The sequence below is a fragment of the Vibrio sp. 10N.286.55.E10 genome (assembly GCF_002872555.1).
Classification (GTDB): Bacteria; Pseudomonadota; Gammaproteobacteria; order Enterobacterales; family Vibrionaceae; genus Vibrio; species Vibrio crassostreae.
On sequence record NZ_MCSD01000015.1, the window covers coordinates 13,011 to 27,904 of the forward strand.

Here is a 14,894-nt window from a genome sequence, read left to right on the forward strand (position 1 = left end):
TGAGTGTCTCTTATGTGTTGCGTTTTCTATGACCTTGTTGCTCAAATTACAAGAGTTGCATTTTGCAAATGAAACTGTGTGCGATTTAAGCAACTGTTTATAAGGTTAGGAAAGGATCCGTAGTTTCACAAATGTATAATTTAAAAAGAATTTTGAATGAAATCACAAATCCGAACACAATTAGAATGACCAAATGTTAACTAAATGTAAATAGTGCAACAGTTCACACTGTTGGTGCAACGAGATTTAGAGTTTTATATTGATAATTGACTAGATAAATATTCTGAATGAATGTCACAGTTGTGGAGCATTAACCTTAAAAAAGATTGAAATTTGGTCAATAAATATTTTTATTGCACTTCGATAGTTATGAATATGCTCCAAATTTGGTAGCATGGCTGAATAGTTATTGAAGTAATCTCAAGGAAGAACATGCGTTATTTCCCAATGTTTTTGGATGTAGAAAATAAGCCAATCTTAGTGGTTGGTGGAGGTGAGGTTGCTTGCCGTAAAGTCGACAGCTTGTTACGCGCTGGGGCTGATGTGACTTTGGTATCTCCCAAGGTCGCACCTTACTTAAAGCAGCTTGTTGATGAAAATAAACTTCACTGGGTGCAAAATTTTTACTCGTCACAGATCATATCGAATAATTACCTTCAGGTGTGGGCGACGACAGACAACCCAAGCTTGAATCATCAAGTACATAATGATGCAAAAAAATTAGGTATTCTTGTCAATGTGGTTGATGATTTACCCTATTGTGACTTCATTACGCCATCAATGATTAATCGCGGAAGGATCCAAATTGCCATCTCTAGTGGCGGTGCATCACCTGTTTTGGTGAGAAATATTAGAGAAAAACTCGAAACGGTATTGCCACAAAATATAGGTTTGATAGCAGATTTCGGTGCATCAAAACGCAATTCGATCAAAGAGTCATTCCCAACCGTCGACGAGCGTCGTAAGTTTTGGGAGCGTTTCTTGTCATCCAGTTTTATCGAGCAGGTGACTGACAGAGAGCAGTTAGAGTCTTACTATCAGCAAGCGCTAACGGAAGGCATTGATAGCGAAGGACAGGTGACTTGGATTGAATTCGAGCAGGACGTTGAGTTGCTGTCTATGAAGGCTTTACGTTTGATGCAAGAGGCAGAACTCGTACTTTCACCGAGCGATTGTCCATTTGAATTTATCGACCTGTGCCGTCGAGACGCAGAAAGAGAGAGCTATGCTAACAGCGGAGAGCTATCAACCAAGCTTGAGCAGGCAAGAGCTGAGAAATTGCGAGTGTGTGTGTTTATTCCACCAGCAAGCGTAGAGTTTAATCTGTTGGTCGGTAAAGACCTAAAATTGTCAGCAGCCCAAGTACTCAGTTGAGGTAGTTGTTTCTAGTTGAAATAAGAGCTTTCTGGTTGTTTTAAATCGGCTAGAGGCTCGGAATAAAACTAAAACTGGACCTGATAAATAAAAAGCCACTTCCGATAAAGAAGTGGCTTTCTGCTATTTCATACACGACATTGTGATGATGAATGAGCAACTGAAACAAGCGGTCGCTCATACTCAAAAATTAGTCGCGGAAGTTGTCAAACTGGAATGGTTGACCAAGCTCACCGCTGCGAACTAGAGCCATAACAGCTTGTAGATCATCACGTTTCTTACCTGTTACACGAACTTTGTCGCCTTGGATAGAAGCTTGAACTTTAACTTTGTTGTCTTTGATTAGTTTAACGATCTTCTTCGCTACATCAGTTTCAATGCCTTGCTTAAAGATAACCGTTTGGTGCCAAGTGCGACCTGTTTGGTCTGCCGCTTTTGCTTCCATCGCGTTAGGATCAACATTACGCTTTGTTAGGTTGCTACGAAGGATATCGCGCATTTGCTTCAGTTGAAAATCGTCTTGAGCAGTCAATTTTACTGATTCATCTTTGTAATCAAAGCTTGCTTCAACGCCGCGGAAATCGAAACGAGTCGATAGTTCACGGTTTGCGTTGTCTACCGCGTTACGCAGTTCTACTGCTTCTACTTCAGAGATAATGTCAAATGATGGCATTGTGTTGTTTCCTTAAGCTAAGTTTCTATCTTTAATTGCTGTTGCAAGCATGTCTAGCATTGTTGCCGTATCTTCCCAGCTTAGGCATGGGTCAGTAATTGACTTGCCATATTCTAGGTTGTTGATGTCGGTCATTGGTTGGTTACCTTCAACAATGAAGCTTTCTGCCATGATGCCTGCAATTTGGTTCTTGTTAGATTTAATTTGCTCACAAATGTCTTGTGCAACTTCTAACTGCTTACGGTGCTGTTTCTGACAGTTAGCGTGGCTGAAGTCTACAACCAAACGTTGAGGCAGGTCGAATTCAGCCAGTTGCTTACATGCGGTATCTACAGATTCAGCGTCGAAGTTAGGGCCTTTATCACCACCGCGTAGAATAACGTGACCGTATGGGTTGCCAGAAGTACGGTAAACCGTCATGCGGCCATTCTTATCTGGAGAGTAGAAGTAGTGTGACGCATGCGCTGCACGAATTGCATCGATAGCAATCTTGATATTGCCGTTGGTCGCGTTCTTGAAGCCAACTGGGCAAGACAGTGCAGAAGCCATTTCACGGTGAATCTGAGATTCAGTTGTACGAGCGCCAATCGCGCCCCAAGTGATAAGGTCTGCAATGTACTGACCTGTGATCATATCAAGGAATTCAGTTGCTGTTGCTAAGCCAAGCTTGTTGATGTCTAACAGAAGCTTACGAGCTTTGTTTAAGCCCGTTTCAAGTGCGTATGAACCATCAAGGTTTGGATCGGTAATCAAACCCTTCCAACCTACAACCGTACGAGGCTTCTCGAAGTAGGTTCTCATTACAACGAACAGTTCATCTTTGTACTGGTCTTGAATCTGGCTTAGGCGCTCAGCGTAATCAAGCGCCGCATCTGTATCGTGAACAGAGCAAGGGCCTACGATAACTAATAGGCGGTTATCACGACCAGTTAGGATGTCTTCGATTTGGCGGCGAGAATTTTTAATGCGCTCAGCAACGTCGTCAGTAATAGGGTGTGCATTGCCTAGTTCGGCAGGAGTTGGCATAGGACCCAGAGCTTGGGTTCTCAACTCATCAGTTTTTAATGGCATGTGATAGCTTTTTTATTCTATTGCGAAGTGGTTAAGATAACGGAATTGAACAGAGGAATAAACTCTATTGAGTCAAAGTTATCTCAGTTATTGCTAATATTCTTATTTTTATCAGCAGGCCAGCGTCAAATAAGGGATTTTCACTTGTATTAACAGGCAGCTATCGGTATTTTCGTTTGAACACAACATAAAAATGCTGGAGCAGCAATGACTCAAGAAAATCAAAGCACTTTGCACCCAGAACTTGTTTTAGGTGATGTGCTGCCTTCTTACAACGATAATAATAATTCCAACCACTTATACGTTTCATTATCCGAATTGGTAATGGACCGCGTCTTCTACCACCCAAGTATTGAAAGTCATTTAGATACACTTACTGATATCGAAAAAACGTCTTTAAATGCGATCCTTGGTGATAAAACAGTTGATGAGCATTTTGTTTCGACCTTGGTGATTGCGATTCAAGCTGCCGTTCAGCCAAATCACACTTCTGTTCGTATCGCATTAAGCAGTGCAGACAGTTATGGCTTCCGTTCGCTGCTTGGCGGTAACTGTGAAGCTGAAGAGATTAACCCAGCACTAGGCGTTCGTGGCGTTGCTCGTTACGCGACACCAGAGTACAGCAAGGCTTTCGCTTTAGAGTGCCAGGTCATTAAAACGTTGCGAGAGCAGGGCATTAACGTTGAAGTGGTTGTACCGTATGTACGAGCATTAAGCGATGCAGCTAAGATTATTGATCTGCTTGCAGAGCAAGGCTTACCACGCGGCCTGAATGGTTTGAAAGTACTGTTCTCGTGTGATGTGCCGTCTGCAGTGTTACTGAGCGAACGTCTACTACATTACTTTGATGGTGTTGTGGTAAACGTTGATAGCTTAGCGTCTTTCACTTTAGGTGTAGATAAGGACAATGAAGCTCAGAAACACGCTTTCGATCCACAAAACGAGGCTGTTATTACCTTGTTAGATATGATTGTTAAAGCGACGCTGCATGCGAAGAAGCCTGTACTGCTGGTGACTCAAGGCTTGGTGGATTACCCGCGTCTACAAGGTTACATTGCCGATCTTGAAGGCGTAGAAACGGTCGTGACTGCATAAATCGGCTTGCTGTTTAAGTTAAATCAACTTGCTTGAAGCGCTAAAGCTTTGAGAATGAAAGAGATATCATTATGCGATGATATCTCTTTTTTGTAACATTTTTTTGACATCCCTATCGCTAATCGATTAACTGGTCTGATGACTGATTTGACTAGGTAATCCGAATGTTGACCCCTCTACAAAAAGCAAATTTCTACTTGAGCATGTTTGGTTTTTTCAAAGTGCCTCTGATCTGGCTGTGCAGGCCAAAATTGCTCGCACTGGATAACCAACATGTTGAGGTCAAAATCCCTCTTAAAAGACGAACGAAGAACCATCTTAATAGCATGTACTTTGGCGTATTGGCTGTGGGTGCTGATGTGGCGGGGGGCTTTCTTGCGATGAGCAAATCTCAGCAGCAAGGTGAAAAGATTTCGTTGGCATTTAAAGAGGTGACGGGTAACTTCTTAAAGCGTCCAGAAGGCGATGTGCATTTCACTTGTAACGACGGTGAGTTGATCAACACTATGCTTGCAGAAACCATTTCCACTGGGGAGCGAGTGAATCAACCCGTAACTATTATCGCGACTTGCCCATCTTTGCATGGCGACGAGCCGATGGCCGAGTTCACGCTAACGCTTTCGATTAAGAAAGTCCCGTCTCGAAAATAGTTTGAAAGTAAAAGGTAACCGTTGAATTAGTGACAAGAACGGTATGTGAATTGAATATCCACATACCGTAACAAGATTAAGATTCTTGAGTGATTTGCTCGATGTCGACGATCTTTGAACGGTTCATCACGATTTTCCAACGGTAATAGGTCGGTTCGTTATCGTGATTATTTTCTTTAATGATCAGGTTGAGTAAGTGGCGCTTTTCTACTGATTCACGGCTGACTTGCCCTTCATTCAAGCGATATACCTTATTTGAACCCTTATCCATTAATCGTGTCAGCGCTCTTAAGCTGATGGATAAAGTTTCACGGGTCTCTTCATAACCACTCATGAACGTCGATGTCGACATCTCAGTATGAGAGCGATAATGCAAGATCTGCTCTTCACGTTGCACTACACGCTTCTTACGAATTGATTGAATACGATCTGCAAGCTTCGAAAAGTTCGCGTAGTCCAACCATTCCAGTTTATGGCCGACAGACTTATTGGTCGTTGGGTCATAGTAACGACGCTTCCATTTCGGCTTGCCTTTACGCAGCCATCGCCACAGGATGTCTCTCAAGTCATCTTTGAAGATTTCACGCAACGCATAGATGAATGACATCGCCACGATGAAGGAGGCGGTAATCTCACCAAGAAAGTCACGAGCCAAGATTACGGTAGTGGTCACGACAACCATCACCAAACCTGTCGCAATACCTTTAACGGCACGTTTGACGTTTTTACCCATGGAAGTGGTCTTCTCCTTGAGGACGATAGGGTGTTCTATCAAACGTCGCAGCAGTCGCATCTTGTTACTCAGGCGGGTGACGTCTTCACGTACCTTAGCTGAGTTGTAACGGTTGAGCTTGCGGTGAGCGGTTTCCTTATCACAAAGCGTCAAGAGTCGCTCTTTTATCGTCGAGTATTCGCTGCCACGTGGCATATGTGACACCAACGATAAGAATTTTTGCTCTGTGTACCATGAAAGGTAGTTATCAATGTTTGCGTAGTAGCGTTTGAGGTTCTCTTCATAAGGAATACTACGACGAAGCTTTTTCAGTATGTCTAACGCGAGCTCAATAACTTCATCTACTTCATCAGCCGTTACGTCGTCACTATCATTTTTATTCAGGCTACTTACCGCTTTATCTAACGCGATAACATATTGATAGGCGAACAAACTCAAACTGACACGATACTGCGTAATCGACAATCGTCCACGCTTAGCTAAGCGACTGTGCACCAACGGTAAAAGTGTTTTGTCACTGTAGTAGGCACGTTTTTGAGTGATTGAGCTGTAGAAAAAGGCACTTTCAGAAAGTACTTCAGGAGTTAGTCCAAGTTCACCGGGAATGAATAGATAAACGTCCATGTCGAGCTTTTTTGTCTTAGCCATGGCATGGTTAATTTTAAGTGTTATCGCATCTTGTTTATCAACGGTGATCAACGATGTCTCCTAGAATGTAAAAATATGAATGAAACTAGCGAAAGCATATCAGAGATCACGTATAATCTCTGCCAAATTTAAAGTAGAGACAATCTTGATGATTAATATTGGTCAAATAAACAACTTAGAAGTAGTAAAACAAGCAGACTTCGGTGTATTCCTTGACGCTAGCGACTATGGAACCGTGTTGCTGCCGAAACGATTTACTCCTGAAGGTGTTGAAATTGGTCAAAAGCTAGATGTTTTTTTATACATTGATTCTGACAACCAGATCGCTGCAACCACTGAAAAACCGATCGCTCAAGTAGGCCAGTTTGGTTTAATGACGGTTGAAGGTGTTAACAGCACTGGTGCATTCATGAGCTGGGGCGTGAAAGGTAAAGACCTTCTTGTTCCTTTCAGCGAGCAGCGCGGCCGTTTAAACGAAGGTCAGTCAATCTTAGTATATGTCTACATTGATAAAGCATCGAGCCGTATTGTTGGTACCACGAAGTTCAACAAATGGTTAGACAAAACGCCAGCGGCTTATAAGCAAAATGAACAAGTCGATCTAATTATCGCTGAGCGCAGCCAATTGGGTTACAAAGCGATTGTGAACGGTGAACACTGGGGCATGATTTTCCCGTCAGACATCATCGGTAAGCTATTCATTGGTAAAACGCTAAAAGGCTACATTAAAAACGTTCGTGAAGAAGACGGTAAGATTGATCTGTCTCTTCAGAAAATTGGCGTCGCTAAGATGGATGACCTAAGCACTAAGGTTCTTGACCTGCTTGAGAAGAAAGGCGGTTACCTGCCTTTGAATGATAAGTCTTCACCCGAGGTTATTTTCTCTGCATTTAGAACCAGCAAAGGTACGTTCAAGAAGACGATTGGTGGTTTGTACAAATCTGGCAAGATCACGATCGACAAAGAAGGCATCAGCTTAGTTAAATAAGCGATACTCTCGGTCAAAAAAAAGCCCAAACCTTCCTGTTTGGGCTTAGGGGAAAGGGCTCCGAAGAGCCTACGCTAATCGTTTTAATTCTTTAACTGTTAGATTGAAGTCTAGTTTAAATTCTCCAGTAAGCGATTTTTGTTATTAAAAATAGTGACTTGAATTGATATTTGTATAAATTAACTATTGATTTTACAATGCTTTCCCTCGAAATAAAGTTGCCGACGAGAATAGAAAAAGCCCAAACAATTAACGTTGTTTGGGCTTTTTGTTGTTTCATTACAGTGTGAGCTTTTATCGAGCGACTAGAAAAGGTTCTTATCGCGGACGAGTTCGCGTGGTAAACCATTCTTCACTCGGTTGCCAACCCACTTACCAAGGCCGATGATTGCACCATTGTACTTCACTAGTACTTCGCCTTTACCTGACAAGCCTTCCGGGCGAACATCTCGTCCCATGAACCACTCACGAGCGTCTTGGATGCTCAGGTCTACAATGTTGGCTTCATTGCCTGTGGCTAGCGTCGTTGCCACTTGGTGTTGCCAGCGGTAACCCTTTTTATGAGTTTCTGCGATCTTGATGCCCATACGAGAGAAGCGGAATTCACCGATCATTGGCTCGAGCGCTTCTGGGAATAGCCAAACGTCTTTGTCACGAATCCAAACTTGAGTGTCACTTGGCAGTTCGATATCGAGAGCACTTATTAGTTGTTCAGCGACTTCTTGCTGAGTTTTCTTTGATACTTTTTCAAATGGGAATTTACCCATACGCTTTTTAACTTCTGGTGGTGTCACAGACGCTAGCTTGCGGATACGTGCAACGAAGAAACCTTCTGAGTCATACACCTGTGGGAAGATATGAAGGAAACCTTCCTCTGTCGTGGTTGCTTTTGCGTTGTCGAACAGTGACTCTAAAGATTCAAATTCAACCGCGTCACCAAAGGTCTCTTTTAAGTGATGACACACTTGTTGGTTCTCTTCGGTGCTAAGCGTACACGTTGAGTAAACCAACACACCATTAGGTTTAAGCGCGTGGAATGCACTTTCAATCAGATCTTTTTGCGTGTCGGCAATGTCGACCACAGATTGATACGTCCAGTTCTTCATCGCATCAGCGTCTTTACGAATGGTACCTTCGCCAGAGCAGGGTGCATCAAGCAGTACAGCATCAAATTGTTCTGGTAGCCATCCACCAAATACACGGCCGTCAAAGTTACTTAGAGCTGCATTACGAACGCCACAACGTTCAATGTTAGCGTGAAGGACTTTCACACGGCTTGCTGCGTATTCGTTGGCAACCAATACGCCGCGATTATTCATTAGCGCAGCGATTTGCGTTGTTTTAGAACCGGGTGCAGCCGCCGTGTCTAACACCGCTTGGTAATCAGCTTCGCCTTGGAAAAGTGCCGAAGGTGGCATCATCGAGCTGGCTTCTTGGATGTAGAAAAGACCAGACATGTGTTCTGCCGTATTACCTAGTGGCGCTTCACTTTCGTCCGCTGTAATCCAAAAGCCCGTTTCGCACCAAGGTACAGGTTCCAGTTCCCAGCCTTTCTCTTTTGCTCGTACTAGGAAGTCTTCAACACTGATTTTCAATGTGTTGACTCGAATACTTTTACGAAGTGGTTTTTGGCATGATGCGACAAAAGAAGCCATATCTAGATGACTAGGCATGATTGCTTCGATGTGCGTTAGGAATTCTTCAGGAATATATACGTTAGCGTGCAAAAGAGTATCTCGATTTATTGCATTAATACGTGGAGTTTAAAGCAAAATGAGGCCGCCCTAAACCATATTTACAGCAAACAACAAAAATGCAGCCTAATGGCTGCATTTTGATGAAGAATTAATCTTCCTGGAATGTCAGGGGATTCACTATGGGCGAGGAATCGCAGTTCTCCATGACTTCCACTCATCTTCGGCTTTAGGATAGAGGTAGAAAGACTGATCTTCGCTTGCCACTGGTTGAAGTTCATTCGTCGGTGGCGTTGAGAATGTAATACCACCTCGTAATAAACTGTCTACCGTTCCAGCTTTGATGTTTGCGCCTGACAGACCGATAGAGACATCGACGCCCGATACGTTCCAGAACACAGTGTTTGCGCGGATTAGGTAGGCATAGTCTGGCTCGATTTGAATTGTAGAGATGATACGGTCAGCAAACTCGCCTAGCTGAACATCGATAACACTGCCGATTTCTAGCTCACGGAATAGGATAGGTGTGCCTTCAGATACCGAGCCTCGCGTTTCGCTTTGTAGCTGGAATATCTTACCTTCAGGCTGCACTGGTCCTTTGCTGAGCTTAAATTTCGTGTTTCTTTCGCCTTTGCCAGGATCTACATTTATGTGCTTAGAGAGCAGCGCAGAGACGTTTTTGATGCCGTTAAGGCCAATCTCAGGTTCAGCTAACCAGAAGTGACTGTTCGCCACGGCAATCTTGTCGACGTACTCTGGTAAAATACGCGCAGTAATTTCAATACCGCCCTTGTTGAAGTTCGGAATCACCAAAGTAACCTCACCAACAGTGACACCTTGATATTTGATCGCCATGCCCTTGCTGACTTCTTGATCGCCGGAAGAGGTGATGGTAATCGCGCGGCCAAATTTTCGAGCGGATTTCGAATCTTTATAAAGCTTCCACACATCGCCGAGTTTGTTGTCGATTCCCGGCAGAGAGTCAAAAGCAATACCGCCTTGGATAAGGGTTTTAACCGGTGCAGCTTTAATACTTATACCCGATAGCGACGCATCAACCTCAACGCCTGAACGGTTCCAGAAAACGGTATGTTTATTGAGTAAGTGCGTGTAACGATTTTCGATCGTGACCTTAATTCTTACGCCACCGTCTGCAAGCTGAAAATCAGAAATACTACCCACTTGTAGGTTGCGGTAGAGTAGTGGGCTGCCTTTAGAAATTGATGGCAGTTCACTCGCAAACAACGAAAGCGTCTTTGAACCAGACTGATTAAACTTGGCGATTTCTGCTAACGATTTACTTTGGAAAAGCTGGTAATTCGTTCTAGCCTCAGATTTTCCTTCACTCACAAAGCTAATTGAGCCAGTAAGAAGCTGCTTCGCCGGTGGGACCGTAACACTCAAGCCTGACTCGGTTAGCTCTGCCGTCGCACTGCCTGTCACAAAGAAACGGTTGTGGCTTTTGATAAGGTGCGCGTATTCATTATCGATAAGTGCATCCATGAACACTTCGTGCTTATCAGAGCCCGTCCCAACACCATCAACCAATCCCACATGGATGATAGAGCCAACAGCAATACCTTTGTAAAGAAGCTGTGTACCGACATCCAGCCCGAATGAATTGTTTGAGGTTAAGCGAATCGCGACCGACTTTTCTTGTTCCTGACTGAACTCGTTTTTACGGATCGCAGTAAATCGACGTGCTTTTTCACCTTCACCCGGTACCAAGGTTAAAAAGTTACCTGTCACTAAGTTGGCAATATTTTTCATGCCTGTAAGCGACAGTTCTGCTTCTTCTAGAACGAATTTACTGCCGCTATTCAAAAAGTCACTGAATGCCGGTTGGATAGCGGCAGATGCAACGACGTTTTCGCGACCTTCGCTTAACGATAAATCGGTAATTTGACCGATTTCGATGCCGCGATACATGATCGGAGCACCCGTTGCACTGATCTTGTTATCATCGGGAACGGCGATCTTGATAGAGATACCACGACCCGCTGTTTTCAAATCTGGGTAGAGCTTGAACTTGGTATTCATCTCAACCGGTTGGCCTTCTCCCGGAGAGTCGACCGCAATTGAACCGCCAAGCAATGCACTTAGGCTTTCTAAGCGAACATCAACACCAGAAAAACCAATACTTGCACCCAAACCACTGACATTCCAAAAGCGGCTTTGGTCGGTGATGATATGGCTGTATTCGTCTTTAATCGATGCTTGAATCGTAACGGATTTAGCGTTGTCGTTTAGTTGGTAGTTGTAAACCTCACCAATTGGAATTTTGCGGTAAACGATTTGAGAACCAACAGACACACCGCCTAGATCTTTGGTCGTCAGTGAAATATTCAAACCTTCAGAAGCCAGTAAGTCGGAAGGGGATGATTCTAAGGCTTGGAAAACGGTTTCTGGGTCTTCTTTGGTTTCGCTCGGGTGTATAGCAATATAGTTACCTGAAACAAGAGCGTCTAACCCTGAGATACCCGACAAACTTGCCGTTGGCTTCACAAGCCAAAAACGAGTGCCTTTTGAGAGAAGCTTCTTAGCTTCTGGGTAGATGTCAGCATCAACGTAGATGCTCGATAAATCTTTGGACAAGGTGATGTCACGCACCATACCCACCTCTAAGCCTTGGTAACGAATCGTTGTTCGACCTGCGACTAAACCTGCGGCATCTGAGAAGTATATCTGCACACGTTGCCCAGCATCGTGTATCGATTTCATGACCAACCAACCGGCTAATGCAACGGTTAATATCGGTAGAATCCACAAAGGTGAGATGCCTTTGTTTTTCCTTACTTCTGGTGAATATGACGTTTGTGATTGGTTATCGTTGTTCATTCACTGACTCATCTTTAGAGGTATAGTTATCCCAAATTAGCCTAGGATCTAAGCTTTCCGCTGCCAGCATCGTGAGAACAACTACGACGCCAAAAGCGACTGCACCATAACCTGGTGTAAAGTTTAAAATCTGTCCACGGTCGACCAAGGTCATCATGATCGAAATAACGAACAGGTCCATCACCGACCATTTCCCCACCCATTTCACAATGAAATAGATGGTCATGCGTTGTCTGTGGTAAACGGCGCGCTTCATCTTGATACAGATTAAGATGTACGCGAGGCCGAGTATTTTCGCGACGGGCACGACGATACTGGCAATAAAAATGATCGCTGCAATGCCGTACATATCGCTATTTATCAGCGACGCGACACCAGAAATTATGGTGTCTTCTAGCCTTTGTCCGTTTGTTATAAGGATAGAAATCGGAATAACGTTGGCTGGCACAATAGCCACTGATGCGGCAAACAGCAGAGCCCATGTCTTCTGTATAGAGTAGGGCTTGCGGTGGTATAAGTCATGGTGACAACGCACGCAAGTATGTCCATCCGGTTGAGATAGGTGGCAGTTGTGACAGTGTATGTTCTTACTTTCAGCAAAAGAGTAGTCAGATTCTTTTGCCCAAGCTTCCCAGTAGCGACGCACACTGATACGGCTTACCAACAATACGCTGAAAAGTTGCAGAAGAATCAAGCCAACCAATCCTGGGCCTACAAAAATATCTGAGTAATCTTGCAGTTTGAAACATGAGACCGCCAAACTTACCAGAAACACATCCAACATCATCCAATGTTTGAGGGTCTGAATAATGGCTAATGCATAGCGAAAGGGTGTGAAGATCTTAAAACGCAGTGATACATGGGTGATGAGCACCGAGCTACATACAAGCAACGGAGCGATCGAACTGCAGAACAGAATCAGCAAACCAAGCAAAGGGAAACCTTCGCCCATTAAGGTAAAGACGCCGGATGGTAAAGTCGCGGGTATCATGACACCAATCAAGCGAATACTGATGAATTCGAAAAAGTGCGATGGGATAAATAGCAATAAACAAGTGACAGCGATTGCTAGGTTTCCAGACAGGCTAGGGGTGCCGCCTCTATAAAGCTGAGTGCCACACCTTGGGCAGTAAGCGGATTTCCCTAAAGGGATGTCCATTTTATCAACGGGGAGTTCGCAGCCCTGACAAAGGCGCACTGAGCTACTATCGCATTGATGCTGAGTTGATAAAGGGTTGGTGGGGAATGGGGAGGTCACGCGACCTCCCAAGTTGAAACGTCAGTTAGGCTCGATGCCCGACTTAAATGCTTAGGACTACAAACATCAGGCGTGCGATTGCACACTGCCGTAGAGTGTTTGATAAAGTCCTTGTTGTTCAACCAATTCACCATGTGTTCCCGTTTGTGTGACTTGCCCATCTTCTAAAACATAGATTAGATCGGCTTGTTTCACCGCTGATAATCGATGAGCCACTATCAAAGTTGTGCGATCTTTCAAAAACTCGCTCAACGCTTTATGCAGTGCTGACTCTGTTGCTGTATCGAGTGCAGATGTCGCTTCATCAAGAATAACAAACTTAGGATTGCTCAGCACCATACGAGCTATTGCTAAGCGTTGTCGTTGACCGCCAGACAGTCGGACTCCATTCCTACCAATCTGTGTATCTAAGCCATTGCTGAGTTGCTTGATGACATCTTGCATTTGAGAGACTTCAAGCGCACGCCACAACGACATTTCATCGTATTCAGCACCAAGGGTCAGATTATGCCTCAATGTATCGTTAAAGAGTATAGGTTGTTGTAAAACAACGGCAATTTGATTACGTATTACATCAAAGCTGATGTCGTCGGTTGTTTCACCGTTATAGCGAATGCAACCTGAGTCCGCTTGGTAAACCCCAATTAGCAACTGGATTAAGGTAGATTTACCACCACCACTCGCACCCACCAAAGCGACTTTCTTACCTGCAGGGATGTGTAGTGATAGCCTATTTAAAACAGTGTTTTCTAATGTGTAAGAGAATGTAACGTCTTCGATGTCGACTGTCACTTCTTGATCTTCATAAAACGGGTTTACTTTGCTAATCGGGCGCTTCTCTTCTTCTAATTGAAGTAGATCGTTGATGCGTTGCAGTGCCGCTTTTGCACTATACCAAGAGAATTGAATCCCTAGCAGCTCTTGAACCGGGCCCAACATGAACCATAAGTAACCAAATACCGCAAAAATCTGACCAATGGTTAAGTCACTGAATAGAACCATTAGCATAGCGACAGCGCGGAAAAGCTCGAAACCTAACAAGAAGAGGAGAAACGAAACGCGGCCAGCAGCTTCAGATTGCCAAGCGTATTTGTCGGCATCGATTCTTACTTGGTTTGCTTGAATCTTAAGCTCATCGAGAAAAATGCGTTCTTTATTCGCTGCACGCAGCTGATAAATACCATCTAAGGTTTCCACCAAGCGATTCTGAAAACGTTCGAAAGATTGGTTCTCGTACTTTTTAAGGTGCTTAACCTTGCTGCCTAGTTTACGAGAGAAATAAATAACAACAGGATTGACCAGTAGAATGAACAACCCTAAACGCCATTCTAACCATAACAACACGATCGCGGTGCCGAACACAGTTAAGAAGCTGATGAGGAACTTAGAGAGCGTTGAGCCAATGAACTTATCGATTGTCTCTATGTCTGTTATTAGGTGAGCATTAATGCCGCCGCTGCCTTTGGTCTCGTATTGTCGAATACTAATACGGCCAAGTTTATCTATCATCTTGCTACGCATTTGATAGGTAATTGTTTTGGAGACGAGCGTGAATTGACGCCCTTGTAGAATGTTCAACGCTTGGCTAACGGTACGCATGATAATGACTAACAGTAAAGTCAGTGCAATATAGCCAGTGGGTGTCTGCAACGATGTTGGAAGTAGGTGGTTCATCATATCTAAGCCAGAAGCCGGCTTATCAAGTAATACTTCATCAACCATTAATGGCATGAGCAACGGGATAGGGACACTGATGAGAGTTGCAAGTATGGCAATAATGTTAGCAAACAGTAATTTGGACTTGTGTTTTTTTACTTGAGTTATTAACCAAGAACGGCTAATAGTGTCTTCTGAATCGTTCATTGTAATGAG

Annotated in this window: 11 protein-coding genes; 4 read left to right on the forward strand and 7 right to left on the reverse strand. The window is 43.9% G+C overall.

Going from position 1 to position 14,894, the window contains the following annotated elements; genetic code table 11:
• The first annotated feature begins 432 nt into the window (after positions 1-432).
• The gene (locus BCV39_RS10720) at positions 433-1,374 is read left to right on the forward strand and encodes a bifunctional precorrin-2 dehydrogenase/sirohydrochlorin ferrochelatase (protein WP_102432719.1); all 942 of its coding nucleotides are present in this window, start codon (positions 433-435) and stop codon (positions 1,372-1,374) included.
• Positions 1,375-1,564: 190 nt separating this feature from the next.
• On the opposite strand, the gene BCV39_RS10725 is transcribed toward BCV39_RS10720, so the two are convergent.
• Together BCV39_RS10725 and BCV39_RS10730 are read right to left on the reverse strand one after the other, a co-directional pair.
• A complete protein-coding gene (locus tag BCV39_RS10725; RefSeq protein ID WP_004733632.1) occupies positions 1,565-2,047 on the reverse strand; it encodes a YajQ family cyclic di-GMP-binding protein in 483 nt (160 codons plus the stop codon).
• 12 nt (positions 2,048-2,059) lie between these two features.
• A complete protein-coding gene (locus tag BCV39_RS10730; RefSeq protein ID WP_048661946.1) occupies positions 2,060-3,118 on the reverse strand; it encodes a 3-deoxy-7-phosphoheptulonate synthase in 1,059 nt (352 codons plus the stop codon).
• Positions 3,119-3,325: 207 nt separating this feature from the next.
• Here BCV39_RS10730 and BCV39_RS10735 point away from each other — a divergent pair, with 207 nt between their 5' ends.
• Together BCV39_RS10735 and BCV39_RS10740 are read left to right on the forward strand one after the other, a co-directional pair.
• Positions 3,326-4,213, forward strand: coding sequence for a putative PEP-binding protein (locus BCV39_RS10735; RefSeq protein WP_102432718.1), 888 nt, complete (start codon positions 3,326-3,328; stop codon positions 4,211-4,213).
• Between the two features lie 164 nt (positions 4,214-4,377).
• Positions 4,378-4,863 carry a DUF4442 domain-containing protein gene (locus BCV39_RS10740; RefSeq protein ID WP_102432717.1) on the forward strand — a complete coding sequence of 162 codons (486 nt, stop codon included), beginning with the start codon at positions 4,378-4,380 and terminating at the stop codon, positions 4,861-4,863.
• 76 nt (positions 4,864-4,939) lie between these two features.
• Here the strand turns inward: BCV39_RS10740 and BCV39_RS10745 are convergent, their stop codons facing one another.
• Positions 4,940-6,295: a hypothetical protein gene (locus BCV39_RS10745; protein WP_048660779.1), complete on the reverse strand. Its 1,356-nt coding sequence runs from the start codon at positions 6,293-6,295 to the stop codon at positions 4,940-4,942.
• A gap of 28 nt (positions 6,296-6,323) precedes the next feature.
• Between BCV39_RS10745 and BCV39_RS10750 the strand changes: the two genes are divergently transcribed.
• The gene (locus tag BCV39_RS10750) at positions 6,324-7,232 is read left to right on the forward strand and encodes a S1-like domain-containing RNA-binding protein (protein WP_181359915.1); all 909 of its coding nucleotides are present in this window, start codon (positions 6,324-6,326) and stop codon (positions 7,230-7,232) included.
• Positions 7,233-7,537: 305 nt separating this feature from the next.
• On the opposite strand, the gene rsmF is transcribed toward BCV39_RS10750, so the two are convergent.
• The 4 genes from rsmF to BCV39_RS10770 all read right to left on the reverse strand — a co-directional run bounded on the left by rsmF (position 7,538) and on the right by BCV39_RS10770 (position 14,885).
• On the reverse strand, positions 7,538-8,959 hold the full coding sequence (gene rsmF / locus BCV39_RS10755) for a 16S rRNA (cytosine(1407)-C(5))-methyltransferase RsmF (RefSeq protein WP_102432716.1): 1,422 nt from the start codon (positions 8,957-8,959) through the stop codon (positions 7,538-7,540).
• Positions 8,960-9,106: 147 nt separating this feature from the next.
• Positions 9,107-11,764, reverse strand: coding sequence for an MlaD family protein (locus BCV39_RS10760; RefSeq protein ID WP_048661950.1), 2,658 nt, complete (start codon positions 11,762-11,764; stop codon positions 9,107-9,109).
• Entirely contained in the window at positions 11,751-13,034 is a 1,284-nt protein-coding gene (locus BCV39_RS10765; protein WP_048660782.1) for a paraquat-inducible protein A, read from the reverse strand. The genes BCV39_RS10760 and BCV39_RS10765 overlap by 14 nt, the downstream gene beginning before the upstream one ends.
• 54 nt (positions 13,035-13,088) lie before the next feature.
• Entirely contained in the window at positions 13,089-14,885 is a 1,797-nt protein-coding gene (locus BCV39_RS10770) for an ABC transporter ATP-binding protein (RefSeq protein WP_102432715.1), read from the reverse strand.
• Positions 14,886-14,894 lie beyond the last annotated feature (9 nt).